General features: G+C 70.4%; 11 protein-coding genes. 7 read left to right on the plus strand and 4 right to left on the minus strand.

What is annotated here, in order from left to right; all coding sequences use genetic code 11:
• The first annotated feature begins 58 nt into the window (after window positions 1-58).
• Window positions 59-2,950, plus strand: coding sequence for a vitamin B12-dependent ribonucleotide reductase (locus ABTZ58_RS24370; protein WP_351360405.1), 2,892 nt, complete (start codon window positions 59-61; stop codon window positions 2,948-2,950).
• Window positions 2,951-3,069: 119 nt separating this feature from the next.
• On the opposite strand, the gene ABTZ58_RS24375 is transcribed toward ABTZ58_RS24370, so the two are convergent.
• Entirely contained in the window at window positions 3,070-3,603 is a 534-nt protein-coding gene (locus ABTZ58_RS24375; RefSeq protein WP_351360408.1) for a TerD family protein, read from the minus strand.
• Between the two features lie 155 nt (window positions 3,604-3,758).
• On the opposite strand from ABTZ58_RS24375, the gene ABTZ58_RS24380 reads away from it, so the two are divergent.
• From ABTZ58_RS24380 to ABTZ58_RS24390, 3 genes are all read left to right on the plus strand, one after another.
• On the plus strand, window positions 3,759-4,364 hold the full coding sequence (locus ABTZ58_RS24380) for a YdbC family protein (RefSeq protein ID WP_309098163.1): 606 nt from the start codon (window positions 3,759-3,761) through the stop codon (window positions 4,362-4,364).
• A gap of 140 nt (window positions 4,365-4,504) precedes the next feature.
• Complete coding sequence (locus tag ABTZ58_RS24385; RefSeq protein WP_351360411.1) at window positions 4,505-5,164, plus strand: histidine phosphatase family protein; 660 nt, start codon at window positions 4,505-4,507, stop codon at window positions 5,162-5,164.
• A gap of 12 nt (window positions 5,165-5,176) precedes the next feature.
• Window positions 5,177-6,082 carry an ADP-ribosylglycohydrolase family protein gene (locus ABTZ58_RS24390; RefSeq protein ID WP_351360414.1) on the plus strand — a complete coding sequence of 302 codons (906 nt, stop codon included), beginning with the start codon at window positions 5,177-5,179 and terminating at the stop codon, window positions 6,080-6,082.
• 439 nt (window positions 6,083-6,521) lie between these two features.
• Here the strand turns inward: ABTZ58_RS24390 and ABTZ58_RS24395 are convergent, their stop codons facing one another.
• A complete protein-coding gene (locus tag ABTZ58_RS24395) occupies window positions 6,522-8,072 on the minus strand; it encodes an MFS transporter (protein WP_309097464.1) in 1,551 nt (516 codons plus the stop codon).
• Between the two features lie 187 nt (window positions 8,073-8,259).
• Between ABTZ58_RS24395 and ABTZ58_RS24400 the strand changes: the two genes are divergently transcribed.
• The 3 genes from ABTZ58_RS24400 to ABTZ58_RS24410 all read left to right on the plus strand — a co-directional run bounded on the left by ABTZ58_RS24400 (window position 8,260) and on the right by ABTZ58_RS24410 (window position 10,358).
• Window positions 8,260-8,877, plus strand: a complete 618-nt coding sequence (locus ABTZ58_RS24400; protein WP_351360417.1) for a TetR/AcrR family transcriptional regulator — start codon at window positions 8,260-8,262, stop codon at window positions 8,875-8,877.
• Window positions 8,878-8,958: 81 nt separating this feature from the next.
• On the plus strand, window positions 8,959-9,660 hold the full coding sequence (gene rnhB / locus ABTZ58_RS24405) for a ribonuclease HII (protein ID WP_351360420.1): 702 nt from the start codon (window positions 8,959-8,961) through the stop codon (window positions 9,658-9,660).
• A 68-nt stretch (window positions 9,661-9,728) separates the two neighbouring features.
• On the plus strand, window positions 9,729-10,358 hold the full coding sequence (locus tag ABTZ58_RS24410; RefSeq protein ID WP_351360423.1) for a hypothetical protein: 630 nt from the start codon (window positions 9,729-9,731) through the stop codon (window positions 10,356-10,358).
• 286 nt (window positions 10,359-10,644) lie between these two features.
• On the opposite strand, the gene ABTZ58_RS24415 is transcribed toward ABTZ58_RS24410, so the two are convergent.
• Complete coding sequence (locus ABTZ58_RS24415; protein ID WP_351360426.1) at window positions 10,645-11,259, minus strand: hypothetical protein; 615 nt, start codon at window positions 11,257-11,259, stop codon at window positions 10,645-10,647.
• Window positions 11,260-11,598: 339 nt separating this feature from the next.
• Window positions 11,599-13,764 (minus strand): RecQ family ATP-dependent DNA helicase, encoded by a 2,166-nt coding sequence (locus ABTZ58_RS24420; RefSeq protein ID WP_351360429.1) that lies wholly within the window; start codon window positions 13,762-13,764, stop codon window positions 11,599-11,601.
• Between the last annotated feature and the right edge of the window lie 68 nt (window positions 13,765-13,832).

A 13,832-nucleotide genomic window follows, 5' to 3' on the forward strand; every position in this document is an offset into this window, starting at 1 on the left:
TCGTGCACCGGGAACAACGGGGCACTTCAGGGCGTTTTCGCCCGTACAGGGAGGCGGCATGACAGAGACGGCGAGCGGTCCGGCACGGAGTTCCCGCGCCAAGAGCCCCAAGGCGAGCAAGGGTCTGCGTATCGAACGCATCCACACCACCCCTGGGGTTCACCCCTACGACGAGGTGGCCTGGGAGAGCCGTGACGTCGTCATGACCAACTGGCGCGACGGCTCGGTCAACTTCGAGCAGCGCGGCGTCGAATTCCCCGACTTCTGGTCGGTGAACGCGGTCAACATCGTCACCAGCAAGTACTTCCGTGGTGCCGTCGGCACCCCGCAGCGCGAGACCAGCCTCAGGCAGCTGATCGACCGCATCGTGAAGACGTACCGGAAGGCCGGTGAGGATCACAGGTACTTCGCCTCGCCCGCCGACGCCGAGATCTTCGAGCACGAGCTGGCGTACGCCCTCCTGCACCAGATCTTCAGCTTCAACAGCCCGGTCTGGTTCAACGTCGGCACCAAGCAGCCCCAGCAGGTCTCCGCCTGCTTCATCCTGTCCGTCGACGACTCCATGGAGTCGATCCTCGACTGGTACAAGGAAGAGGGCATGATCTTCAAGGGCGGCTCCGGCGCCGGCCTGAACCTCTCCCGCATCCGCTCCTCCAAGGAGCTGCTGTCCTCCGGCGGCAACGCCTCCGGCCCGGTCTCCTTCATGCGCGGCGCCGACGCCTCCGCAGGAACGATCAAGTCCGGTGGCGCCACCCGCCGTGCCGCCAAGATGGTCGTCCTCGACGTCGACCACCCGGACATCGAGGACTTCATCGAGACCAAGGTCAAGGAAGAGGAGAAGATCCGCGTCCTGCGCGACGCCGGCTTCGACATGGACCTGGGCGGCGACGACATCGCGTCCGTCCAGTACCAGAACGCCAACAACTCGGTCCGTGTGAACGACGAGTTCATGAAGGCGGTCGAGGAGGGCGGCCAGTTCGGCCTGCGCGCCCGCATGACCGGCGAGGTCATCGAGGAGGTCGACGCCAAGCAGCTCTTCCGCAAGATCGCGGAGGCCGCCTGGGCGTGCGCCGACCCCGGCATCCAGTACGACGACACCATCAACGCCTGGCACACCTGCCCCGAGTCCGGCCGGATCACCGCGTCGAACCCGTGCAGCGAGTACATGCACCTGGACAACACGTCCTGCAACCTGGCCTCGCTGAACCTGATGAAGTTCCTCAAGGACGACGGCAAGGGCAACCAGTCCTTCGAGGCCGAGCGCTTCCAGAAGGTCGTCGAGCTGGTCATCACCGCGATGGACATCTCGATCTGCTTCGCGGACTTCCCGACCCAGAAGATCGGCGAGAACACGCGCGCGTTCCGCCAGCTCGGCATCGGCTACGCCAACCTCGGCGCCCTGCTGATGGCCACCGGCCACGCCTACGACTCCGACGGCGGCCGCGCCCTCGCCGGCGCCATCACCTCCCTGATGACCGGCACGGCCTACCGCCGCTCCGCCGAGCTCGCCTCGGTGGTCGGCCCGTACGACGGCTACGCCCGCAACGCGGACGCCCACAAGCGCGTCATGAAGCAGCACTCCGACGCCAACGACAAGGCCGTCCGCATGGACGACCTGGACACCCCGGTGTGGGCCGCCGCCAGCGAGGCCTGGGGCGACGTCCTGCGCCTCGGCGAGAAGAACGGTTTCCGCAACTCGCAGGCGTCCGTGCTGGCCCCGACCGGCACCATCGGTCTCGCGATGTCCTGCGACACCACCGGTGTCGAGCCCGACCTGGCGCTGGTCAAGTTCAAGAAGCTCGTCGGCGGCGGCTCGATGCAGATCGTCAACGGCACCGTGCCGCAGGCCCTGCGTCGCCTCGGCTACCTCGAGGAGCAGATCGAGGCGATCGTCGCCCACATCGCCGAGAACGGCAACGTGATCGACGCCCCCGGTCTCAAGCCCGAGCACTACGAGGTGTTCGACTGCGCCATGGGCGAGCGGGCCATCTCCCCGATGGGCCACGTCCGCATGATGGCCGCGATCCAGCCGTGGATCTCCGGCGCCATCTCCAAGACGGTCAACATGCCGGAGACGGCGACCGTCGAGGAGGTCGAGGAGATCTACTTCGAGGCCTGGAAGCTCGGCGTCAAGGCGCTCGCGATCTACCGCGACAACTGCAAGGTCGGCCAGCCACTCTCCGCCAAGACCAAGGAGAAGGAGAAGGCGGAGATCACGGAGAAGACCGAGGAGACGATCCGGACCGCGGTCGAGAAGGTCGTCGAGTACCGCCCGGTCCGCAAGCGCCTCCCGAAGGGACGTCCCGGCATCACCACGTCCTTCACCGTCGGCGGTGCCGAGGGCTACATGACGGCCAACTCCTACCCGGACGACGGTCTCGGTGAGGTCTTCCTGAAGATGTCCAAGCAGGGCTCGACCCTCGCGGGCATGATGGACGCCTTCTCCATCGCCGTCTCGGTCGGCCTCCAGTACGGCGTGCCGCTGGAGACGTACGTCTCGAAGTTCACCAACATGCGCTTCGAGCCGGCCGGCATGACGGACGACCCGGACGTGCGGATGGCGCAGTCGATCGTCGACTACATCTTCCGCCGCCTGGCGCTGGACTTCCTGCCCTTCGAGACGCGGTCCGCACTCGGCATCCACTCCGCCGAGGAGCGCCAGCGTCACCTGGAGACCGGTTCGTACGAGCCGTCCGAGGACGAGGTCGACGTCGAGGGCCTGGCCCAGTCGGCGCCTCGGGCCCAGGAGCTGAAGGCCGTTTCCGCTCCGAAGGCGGAAGAGGCGGCCAAGCCGGCCCCGCAGCAGGCCCACACCAGTGCGGAACTGGTCGAGATGCAGCTGGGCATCCAGGCCGACGCCCCGCTGTGCTTCTCCTGCGGGACGAAGATGCAGCGCGCCGGTTCCTGCTACATCTGCGAGGGCTGCGGCTCGACCAGCGGCTGCAGCTGATTCCGGGCGCCTGAACCGATGACAGAGGGGCACCAGCCTTCGGGCTGGTGCCCCTCTAGTCGTGCCTCGTCGTCACCGTGCCCCGGGGATGTCCGGGAGAGACGCGCGGGCGGGCCGGCTCAGGCCCGGCCGGCCGCGCCCATCGTCCTGGCGAACGCCACGGGGTCGCCCTCGAAGCCGCGCAGGCCGGGACGGAAGCGCCAGGGGCCGGTGCCTTCCCGGACGAACTCCGCGACCGTGGCCGCCGTGGCTCCCAGGACGCCGCCGAAGTCGTCCTCGGCGAGGACGTCATACCCCTCGCGGATGCGCAGACCGGGGTTGACGACACTGACGAAGGTGCGCTCAGCGGGGCGCTGCTGGATGATGACGCCGACCACCACGCGCGCGTACCGGTCGGCGAGCCGCTCCAGCTCCAGCATCATGACCTCGTCGAAGCCGAAGCCCTGACCGTCCTTGCTGTCCCGGTTCAGGTAGATCGTGCCGTCGGGGGAGCGGCTGTCGAAGTGCACCACGTAGGCGGGGTCGCCGTGCGGATCGTCCGCCGTGTACGTCGCCGCGACGAGATCCAGGTCGGTGGAGGGCTGCCCCGCAGGACTGGGATCCCACCGCACCGCGATCTCGACCTTGCGCAGCCCCTTGTTGAGCCCGTCCACCGGCGTCCCCTTCCCCGTACCGACCCGCCCGTCCACCCCAACTGACGGGCACTCACGACTGTTTGTCCATCCTGCCATGCGCGCGGGTGCGCGCGTGGCGGAGCGGTCCAGCCGAGAGTGACCGGCGCCACGCTCCCTGGCCTTACCATGGCGCGGTGCTGGTCAAGTGGATTCGCTGCACCGTGGTGGACCGCCGCGGGTTCGAGCGGGGGCAGCGGAAGTGGGCGGGGCTTCTGGGGGAGCCGGGGTTTCGTGGGCAGGGGGGTGGCTGGAGCCGGGGACGGCCGGATGTGGCGCACATCTTCGCGTTCTGGGAGAGCCGCGCCTTCTACGACTCGTTCATGGCGCGGTCCCACGACCGGCTCGCGTCGGCCCAGTCGGGCACCTTCAAGGACGCCCGGGTCAGGCTGTTCGACTACCGCTTCGACGTGAAGACCGGCTTCGAGCCGCGTTTCACGGACGCCGACCTGCTGCGCGTCGCGCTCTGCCGTGTCCACGAGGAACGGGCGGAGCACTTCGTGCTGATGCAGGAGAAGGTCTGGAATCCGGCGATGGCCGGCTCGCCCGGCATGGTGCGCGGGCTGTTCGGCGAGGCGCCCGGCCACGAGTACCTGGTGCTGTCGATGTGGCGGTCGGCCGCCGAGCACGGCAAGTACCGCACCGAACGCGTGGAACGGCTCGCCCTGCGCGCCCAGACGGAGGCGGACGTGGCGGCGCTGACGGGCGCCGTCGTGGACATGGAGCCGAGCTGGACCGTCTGACCCCGGCCGGCACGCGCCCCACTGGCCCGGGCGGCCGGCGGCCTCCCGCGGGCGCGATGCGGTGGCGAATCCGTGTGACCTACGCTGTATGGGTACCGTCCGGGTGCTCGGCGGGCCCTCACCCGATCTAGGGTTTTGGCATGGCACGACCACGGCGCATCGTCCTTGTCCGGCACGGCGAGTCAACGGGCAATGTTGATGACTCCGTGTACGAGCGTGAACCCGACCACGCCCTGGCTCTGACCGACCGCGGTCGACGGCAGGCGGAGGCCACGGGTGAGCACCTGCGCGAGCTGTTCGGCGGCGAACGCGTCAGCGTCTACGTCTCCCCGTACCGGCGCACCCACGAGACGCTGCGGGCCTTCCGCCTCGACCCCGCACTGATACGGGTACGCGAGGAGCCCCGGCTGCGCGAGCAGGACTGGGGAAACTGGCAGGACCGCGACGAGGTCCGCCTCCAGAAGGCGTACCGGGACGCGTACGGCCACTTCTTCTACCGCTTCGCCCAGGGGGAGTCCGGCGCCGATGTCTACGACCGGGTCGGCGGCTTCCTGGAGAGCCTGTTCCGCAGTTTCGAAGACCCCGACCATCCGCCGAACGTCCTCATCGTGACCCACGGGCTGGCCATGCGGCTGTTCTGTATGCGCTGGTTCCACTGGACGGTCGCGGAGTTCGAGTCGCTCTCGAATCCGGGGAACGGCGAGGTGCGGATGCTCGTTCTGGGAGACGACGGCAAGTACACGCTGGACCGGCCGTTCGACCGCTGGCGGGATCCCGAGCCGTACGGGATCTCCGGATAGAGTGGCAGGGCGATGACCTCTGATTTCTCCCCCGACGCGCGCCTGGACCGCGCCCTGGCCGCTCTGCGCGGACTGTCCGTCGGGGACGCCCTGGGCTCCCAGTACTTCGTGCCGGTGAACTACCCGCTGCTGAAGCGCCGCGAGCTCCCGCCCGGGCCCTGGCAGTGGACCGACGACACCGAGATGGCGGCCTCCGTCGTCGCCGTGCTGGCCGCCCACCACCGCATCGACCAGGACGCGCTCGCCCGGTCCTTCGCCGAGCACCACGACTTGGACCGGGGCTACGGCCCCGCGGTCAACCGCCTCCTGCGGCTGGTCCGGGAGGGCGGCGACTGGCGCGAGCTCGCCGCCGCGCTCTTCAACGGCCAGGGGTCCTGGGGCAACGGCGCGGCGATGCGGATCGCCCCGCTGGGCGCCTGGTACGCGGACGATCCCGAGCAGGCGACCCACCAGGCGGAGATCTCCGCCTACACCACCCACCAGCATCGCGAGGCCGTGGTCGGCGCCATGGCCGTCGCCGCGGCCGCCGCGTTCGCCTCGGCGCCGGGCGGACCGCCCAGCGCCGAGGCACTCCTCGACGGGGTGATCGACCTGGTCCCCAAGAGCGCGGTGGGCGCGGGGCTGCGCCGGGCCCGGGACATGCTCGACTACGGCGACGCCGCCACGGTCGCGGCGGTGCTGGGCTGCGGGCGACGGACGACGGCCCACGACACCGTGCCCTTCGCACTCTGGGCGGCCGCGAGGAGTCTCGGCGACTACGAGAAGGCGTTCTGGACGACCGCCCAGGTCGGCGGTGACGTCGACACGACCTGCGCGATCGTCGGTGGCGTGATCGCCTCGGGCAAGGTCGGGACGCCACCTGCCCCGTGGGTGGAGCGGACCGAGGCCCTTCCGGACTGGGTGCCCGCTCCGGCCTAGGGCTCGGCGCGTGTACGTGACGCCCGAGCCTGTCTGAGGCTCGGCACGCGCACGCCCCGCTTGGGCCTGAGGCTCGGCATGGGTACGTGACGGTTGTGCGGGTCAGGGTGCGGGCGCTGGGTTCTGGGCGCTGTGGGCGGCCGGGTGGCCATCGACGCCCTCTGTGAACTCTCCGTACACCTTGGGAACTCTCTGTGACCGCTCGCTCGTTGTCCTGCTACCCACTGCGCGTGGTGCCAGGGCGCACGGGCCCGGAAGCCGTACTGGCGTGCGAGGGGGTGTGATCATGAAGGCGTTGCTCGCGCTTCTGCGCCACTGCTGGGCAGCTGTCGTACGCCGTCCCGGGACGGGGTGGGTCGCGAACCGGCCCGACAGCTGCCGGCAGGCCTGCGTGGGTCCTGCCGGCGAGCCGCCGAGGCCGGTTCGTGACGGCCTCGCCTCAGCCGACCCCCGGCCCGGCCGAGCCGGCCAGTGCCTCCAGGTCGCTCTTGCGGACCTGAATCACCAGCCAGGCCGTGACGACGGCCAGGACGGCCATCGCGGCGGCCGGGACGAACGCCGCGGAGATGCCCTGGGCCAGTACCTCGTGTCCCCACGGCGCCGGCAGCTGATGGGTGCTGGCGAACTCGGCCTTCTGCTGAGCGGAGCCCTCGGCCATGAACTGCGGAAGCTGCTTCTCCGCCTCGTCCCTGGTCGCCGTGCCGAACACCGTCGTCAGGATGGACAGGCCCAGCGCTCCGCCCACCTGCTGCGTGGTGTTGAGCAGCCCGGACGCGGCACCCGCCTCGTGCTGGGCGACGCCGGAGACTGCGGTGAGCGTGAGCGTGACGAAGTTCAGCCCCATGCCGAAGCCGAACACCAGCATCGGGCCGAGGACACCTCCGACGTACGAGCTGTCCGAGCTGATGAGGGCCTGCCAGGCCAGCCCGATCATCGCGAGCATCGAGCCCACGACCATGAAGGGCTTGGGGCCCAGCACGGGCAGGAACCGCTGGGACAGACCGGCGCCCAGCGCGATCACGACCGTCACGGGGAGGAAGGCCAGCCCTGCCTCGATCGGGGTGTACCCGAGCACGTTCTGCACGAACAGCACGATGTAGAAGAACATTCCGAACATCGCCGCGGCCAGACTGAGCATGATCACGTAGGTGCCCGAGCGGTTGCGGTCGGCGAACATCCGCAGTGGGGTGATCGGCTCCTTGGCTCGCGACTCGATGATCGCGAACGCCACGAGCAGGACCACCGCGGCAGCGAACGAACCGATGGTGAGGTTGTCCCGCCAGCCCTCGTCCGCCGCGCGTATGAAGCCGTAGACGAGGGACGCCATGCCCGCGGTCGAGGTCACCGCGCCCGCGATGTCGAAGCGGCCGGAGTGCCGCTCGGACTCGCCGATGTACAGCGGGGTGAGGACAGCGATCAGGATGCCGATCGGCACGTTCACGAAGAGCACCCAGCGCCAGTCCAGCCACTCGGTGAGCATGCCGCCCGCGAGCAGGCCGATGGCGCCGCCGCCGGCGGAGACGGCGGCGAAGACGCCGAAGGCCCGGTTGCGCTCCGGCCCTTCGGGGAACGTGGTGGTGATGAGCGCCAGCGACGTGGGAGACGCGATCGCGCCTCCCACGCCCTGCAGGACGCGTGCGGCCAGCAACTGCCAGGGTTCCTGCGCGAACCCGCCGAGCAGCGAGGCGAGGGTGAACAGCAGGATGCCGGTCATGAAGACCCGGCGGCGGCCGAGAATGTCACCGGCGCGGCCGCCCAGGAGCAGCAGACCGCCGAAGGTGAGCGTGTAGGAGCTGACGACCCAAGTGAGGTCGGTGGTGCTGAACTGGAGCGCGTCTTGAATGTGCGGGAGCGCGATGTTCACAATCGTCGCGTCGAGTACCACCATGAGTTGGCAGGCCGCGATGACCGCGAGAGCGATGCCGGGGTGTCCCTCCCGGCGGGCCGCACCTGGTTTCTTCTGGTCCTGGAGCAATGGAGAGGTTGTCACTGTGGGTCCCCCACGAGAGGTGTAGTGAACGCTCGCGTTCACTGTCGCGTCAACGGTAGTGAGTCCCCGACAGTGAACGCAAGCGTTCACTTATGGCGGCGTCGTTCGGCACATCCCCCTGCGGTGCCGTGCGGCGCGCCCCCCATCCCCGGAATCCCCGCTTCCACTGCTCGTTGGAGAGAGTCCGATGGTTACCCCGAGCTGGGCGGATGCCCCCGCTCAGACGGCCCGCCGCCGCGGTGCCGTGCTCGAACGCGCGATCCTCGATGCCGCGCTGGACCAACTCAGCACCGTCGGCTGGAACGGCCTGACGATGGAAGGTGTCGCCGCCGGCGCCCAGACCGGTAAGGCCGCGGTCTACCGGCGCTGGCCCTCCAAGGAGGACCTCGTCGCCGACGCCCTGCGCGCGGGCCTGCCGGAGTTCGACGAGGCGCCCGACGAGGGGGGCGTGCGTGAGGATCTCCTGGCGCTGTGTCTGCGCGCCCGCGACGCGATGTTCTCCCGTCCCGGTTTCGCCCTTCGCTCGGTGATTCACGAATGCGACACGACTCAGGCCGAGCGTTTCCATGCCGTCATCTTCGAGGGCGTCGTGGAGCCCACCATCAGGATGCTCCGGGAAGTGATCGAGCGTGGCATCGCGAGAGGCGAGGTGCGTCCCGACGCTGCCAACGGTTATGTCTTCGACGCCATCCCGGCCATGATGATGTACCGCTCCAAGATGTGCGGCTGCGAATGGCAGGACGATCAAGTCGAGGAGATGATCGACCAGTTGATGGTTCCGCTGCTCCGGCCGAACGGTTCCTGACGCGAGTCGGTGAGGACCCCGACGCCGTAAGGCGGGCCAGGGTGTCGCGGGCGGTTCGGGGCGGCGTAATCTAGGGGCGCCATGCCGTACGAACCGCCTACTCACACCGTCGAGCGCTCCCTTCGAGCCACGACCGGAGCGAAGATCGTTGCAGGTGTCGACGAGGTGGGGCGCGGCGCGTGGGCCGGTCCCGTCACCGTCTGCGCGGCGATCACCGGACTGCGCCGGCCGCCCGAGGGCCTCACGGACTCGAAGCTGCTCACCATCAAGCGACGCACCGAACTCGCGGAGACGCTGCGGACGTGGGTGACGTCGTACGCCTTGGGGCATGCCTCCCCCGAGGAGATAGACGATCTGGGCATGACCGCCGCTCTGCGGCTCGCGGCCGAGCGTGCACTGAACGCCCTGCCGGTCCGTCCCGACGCTGTCATCCTCGACGGCAAGCACGACTATCTCGGGGCGCCCTGGCGGGTCCGTACGGTGATCAAGGGCGACCAGTCGTGCGTTGCGGTCGCGGCGGCCTCGGTGATCGCCAAGGTTCAGCGCGACAAAATGATGGCCGAACTGGGTATCGACCATGCAGACTTCGGTTTTGCGGACAACGCCGGGTATCCGTCACCCGTGCACAAGGCCGCACTGGCGGAGCGGGGCCCCACCCCCTACCACCGCTTGTCGTGGGCGTATCTTGATGCGCTGCCCCAGTGGCGGCACCTCAAGAAGGCCCGCAGCTGGGCGGAGGGACGTGTTCCGGAAATCGAGGGCCAGCTGGGCTTCGATTTCTGACGGTCCCGCTCGCACGCATGCGCCACCCGTTGACGCGGGTCGTACCAACGTTTGATAAATATCAACCCATGCCTCTCATTCCCGAGGAGCCTCAGATTCACGAGAGTGCCCAGGGTCCCCGCGCCACTCCGGCCAGTGGCCGCACCGCGCCGACCCCCCGTCCCGTACCCGGCCCCCGTCCCGCGGCTCCGTCGCGTCCCGGTCGTCCCGGGCCTCTCCGGCCCGCGCCGCCGGTACAGCGAACCCCGCGTGACGTGGCCGCCAAGCCCGCTCCGTCGGGCCCCGACGCCGGTGCCGCCGCCCCGGCCACGCCGCAGATCCAGCTGATCCCGGCTTCCGTGGAAGGCGCGCTCGACGCCGCCGAGGAGGCTGTGGACCTGCTGCTGGACTCCGGCCGTGCCCCCGGCGACATCCTGGTGATCACGATCGGCGAACAGCACCCGTGGGCCACCCATGAGCTGTCGTTCGGCGAAGCCTCCTACTGGGCCCAGCACGACGCCCGCGACGACGTCTTCTACACGGACGCCACCGTCGCCGCCCGCGCCGCGTCGCGCCCGGTGGTCGTCGTAGCCGTCAACGGTGGTTCCGAGGCCGCGGCCGCGAGCGCGTTGACCCTGGCCCACTCCCGTGCCAACGCCCTGCTGATCGTCTGCGGAGACCCGCAGCGGATCAACGCGGTGCTCGGCGCGGGCGTCTGAGCCGGAGCCGCAGCGTCCGCCAGGCGCCGGCGACTGACTCCGGGCGCCGCTTCGGCGGCCCTCGCACGACGGGCGGTTCAGCCTGCCTTGCGGACGGAACGCCTTGGCGTCGAGGGTGGGCGCTGTCCCGCGGATCGGGTTGGCCGGCCAGAGGCCGGTCGCCGTCGTGGCGTGCCCAGGTGTCGTCGTGTCGTCCGGCATGCCTGCGCGAGAGCCGGGCAGGCACGGGGTCGTGATGTGCCGCGGCGCGGGACACGGCCCCGGGCGGGAGCGCTTGGTCGGGGCCTCAGCGAGCCGCCGCCGCGCGGCGCAGTATCTCGGAGGCCGCGCCACCGGTGCGCGGCTGCGGTGGCGGAGCCTCCGACGTGGCGAACGGCTCCGGCGCCGAGGCCGAGTGCGGCCGGCGTCCGCCGCGGTCCTCACCGAGGACCTGCCAGCCGTCACGGGTCAGCGTGATGTACGCCCCGCACCGCAGCCCGTGCAGGGTGCAGGCGTCGCGCAGACCCCACATCCACGCGCCGTCCTCCTCCGTCCAACGCGCGTCGCCCTCACGACAGTAGAGCAGCACCGCGGTGCGCACCGGTGTGCGGCGCCGCAGGTCGTGCGGGATGATGCGGCGCAACTGCGCCAGCAGCACGTTGCGGGACATCCAGCCGTCGGCCGGGGCCGGACGGCGGACGAACGAGGCGCTCGCCCGCAGCCGCTCGTCCGGGTCGAGCACGGCGATGACAGCGGTCGCCGGCTGCGGATGGTGCCGGGCGTGCAGTCCGCTGACCACCTCGCGGGGGCTGCGCAGCAGGGGGATACCCGCAGCGGCCCATTCCGCGGGTTCGAGCAGACGGTTGGCGGAAGCGGCGGATGTCGACGCCGCTGCCGAGGCCGGAGCGAATCCGAAGGTCACGGTCCTCCCTTCGGCTACGCGCCCACACTGCGGGCGGGGTCGGATTCCTGGGAGCGCGCACCGCAGGGAAGCCCTACCGAGCGGCGGACGAGCCGTGCGGGGAGCGGACCTCAATTGTTCCTGTCGAACTTGAATGCGGCAACGAGCAATTGAGGCAGCCGACCGTTATCAGATGATGCGCGGCTAATATCCCCACCCCGTGTGCCGCCGAGCCACCCATGGGGCGTTCGAGCACGACACGTTCGTACGCCACGGGGGCGTGCGGCGTCCAGAGGCGCGCGCGAGGAGGCGCGGGACCGGCGGCCCTGCGCCCGCGACGGGGGCGGGCGGCTGGCTCCGTCAGGCCTGGACGGCCAGCACCAGCGGCAACACCCCCTGGGCGCCGGAGCGTCGGAGCAGACGGGCGGCAACCGCGAGGGTCCAGCCGGTCTCCGTGTAGTCGTCCACCAGGAGGACCGGGCCCTGCGCCTCGGCGAGGACGGAAGCCAGAGCGTCCGGCACGGTCAGAGCCCCGTCGAGCGCCTTCAGCCGCTGGGCACTGTTGCTGCGGGGACCCGGGTGCGTGTCGCCCGTGTACTCGACCGCGCCCAGGAGTGGCAGCCGGCCGACCTCCGCGATACGCGCTCCGAGAGAGTGGATCAGCCGGGGCCGGGTGCGCGACGCCACGGTGACCACGCCGACCGGGCGCGGCGGGGCGTCCGAAGACCCCGAGGCCCAGCCGCCGGGGCCCCTGGCCCAGTCGGCCAGGACGTCCACCACGGCCTTCGCCACGTCGTCCGGTACCGGCTCGTCAGGTGCCTGCGGCGCGAGCAGGGGCCGGAGCCGGTTGCCCCAGCCGATGTCCGACAGGCGACCCAAGGCCCGTCCCGGTGCGGCCTGTTCCCCGGCCGGGATGCGTCCCTTGAGGTCCACGCCGATCGCCGGCAGGCCGGTCGGCCACATCCGGCGGGGTTCCACCTCCACGCCCGCGCGTCCCAGGTCGACGCGCGCGGCGTCGAGCGCCTCCACTGACGTGTCGGCGGTGAAGCGCGGTCCCGCGCAGTTGTCACAGCGGCCGCACGGCTTGGCGGCCTCGTCGTCCAGCTGGCGCTGCAGGAACTCCATGCGGCAGTCCGTGGTCGACGCGTACGCGCGCATGGCCTGCTGTTCGGCCTCGCGCTGACGTGCCACCCACGCGTACCGCTCGGCGTCGTACGTCCACGGCTGCCCGGTCGCGGTCCAGCCACCCTTGACCCGTTTGACCGCGCCGTCCACGTCCAGGACCTTGAGCATCGTCTCCAGGCGGGAGCGGCGCAGCTCCACCAGAGGCTCCAGCGCGGGCAGCGACAGCGGCTTGTCCGCACGGGCCAGGACGTCGAGCGTGCGGCGCACCAGGTCCTCCGAGGGGAAGGCGAGCGACGCGAAGTACTTCCAGATCGCCTCGTCCTCCTTCCCCGGCAGCAGGAGCACCTCGGCGTGCGCGACACCGCGCCCCGCGCGTCCCACCTGCTGGTAGTAGGCGATGGGGGAGGAGGGCGAGCCGAGGTGCACGACGAAGCCCAGGTCGGGCTTGTCGAAGCCCATACCCAGTGCCGAGGTGGCGACCAGCGCCTTCACCTTGTTGGCGAGCAGGTCCTCCTCGGCCTGCTGGCGATCGGCGTTCTCCGTCTTGCCCGTGTACGACGAGACCGTGTGTCCGCGTTGCCTGAGGAAGGCGGTGACCTCCTCGACGGCGGCCACCGTGAGTGTGTAGATGATCCCGGAGCCCGGCAGGTCGTCGAGGTGCTCGGCGAGCCACGCCATCCGGTGCGCGGCGTCCGGCAGCCGCAGCACGCTCAGACTCAGGCTGTCCCGGTCCAGCGGCCCCCGCAGCACGAGGGCGTCCGAGCCGCCACCCGTGCCGAGTTGCTCCGCGACATCGGCCGTCACGCGCGCGTTGGCCGTGGCGGTGGTCGCGAGCACCGGCACACCGGGCGGCAGGTCGGCGAGCATCGTGCGCAGCCGGCGGTAGTCCGGCCGGAAGTCGTGCCCCCAGTCGGAGATGCAGTGCGCCTCGTCCACCACCAGCAGACCGGTGGCGGCCGCGAGCCTGGGCAGCACCTGGTCCCGGAAATCCGGGTTGTTGAGCCGCTCGGGGCTGACCAGCAGGACGTCGACCTCGCCCGCGGTGATCTCATCCTGGACCGCTTCCCACTCCTCGGTGTTGGAGGAGTTGATCGTGCGGGCGTGGATGCCGGCCCGGGCCGCCGCCTCGACCTGGTTCCGCATGAGCGCGAGCAGCGGGGACACGATCACGGTCGGACCGCTGCCCTGCGCCCGCAACAGCGAGGTCGCCACGAAGTACACCGCGGACTTGCCCCATCCTGTGCGCTGGACGACCAGGGCCCGGCGTCTGTCGGCGACCAGCGCCTCGATCGCCCGCCACTGATCCTCACGCAGCCGGGCCGCTCCCGATTCGTCTCCGACGAGACGGGTGAGGACGGCGTCGGCCGCCGCCCGTAGATCCGCGTTGCTCGTGTGCTCCATGCGTCCCATACAACAGGACGGCGGTGACAGCGGGCGCGGTGCCTGTGGACAGTGGCCACCGCGTCGTG

Origin of the sequence: Streptomyces sp. NPDC094143 (assembly GCF_040303825.1) — a bacterium.
Taxonomy (GTDB): Bacteria; Actinomycetota; Actinomycetes; order Streptomycetales; family Streptomycetaceae; genus Streptomyces.

What these genes read in the sequence shown, in the direction of transcription:
- ABTZ58_RS24390 (WP_351360414.1), top strand. Translation starts at nt 5,177, where the DNA reads ATGACCTCTGATTTCTCCCCCGACGCGCGCCTGGACCGCGCCCTGGCC.
- ABTZ58_RS24410 (WP_351360423.1), top strand. Translation starts at nt 9,729, where the DNA reads ATGCCTCTCATTCCCGAGGAGCCTCAGATTCACGAGAGTGCCCAGGGT.
- rnhB (WP_351360420.1), top strand. Translation starts at nt 8,959, where the DNA reads ATGCCGTACGAACCGCCTACTCACACCGTCGAGCGCTCCCTTCGAGCC.
- ABTZ58_RS24420 (WP_351360429.1), bottom strand. Translation starts at nt 13,764, where the DNA reads ATGGAGCACACGAGCAACGCGGATCTACGGGCGGCGGCCGACGCCGTC.
- ABTZ58_RS24385 (WP_351360411.1), top strand. Translation starts at nt 4,505, where the DNA reads ATGGCACGACCACGGCGCATCGTCCTTGTCCGGCACGGCGAGTCAACG.
- ABTZ58_RS24370 (WP_351360405.1), top strand. Translation starts at nt 59, where the DNA reads ATGACAGAGACGGCGAGCGGTCCGGCACGGAGTTCCCGCGCCAAGAGC.
- ABTZ58_RS24400 (WP_351360417.1), top strand. Translation starts at nt 8,260, where the DNA reads ATGGTTACCCCGAGCTGGGCGGATGCCCCCGCTCAGACGGCCCGCCGC.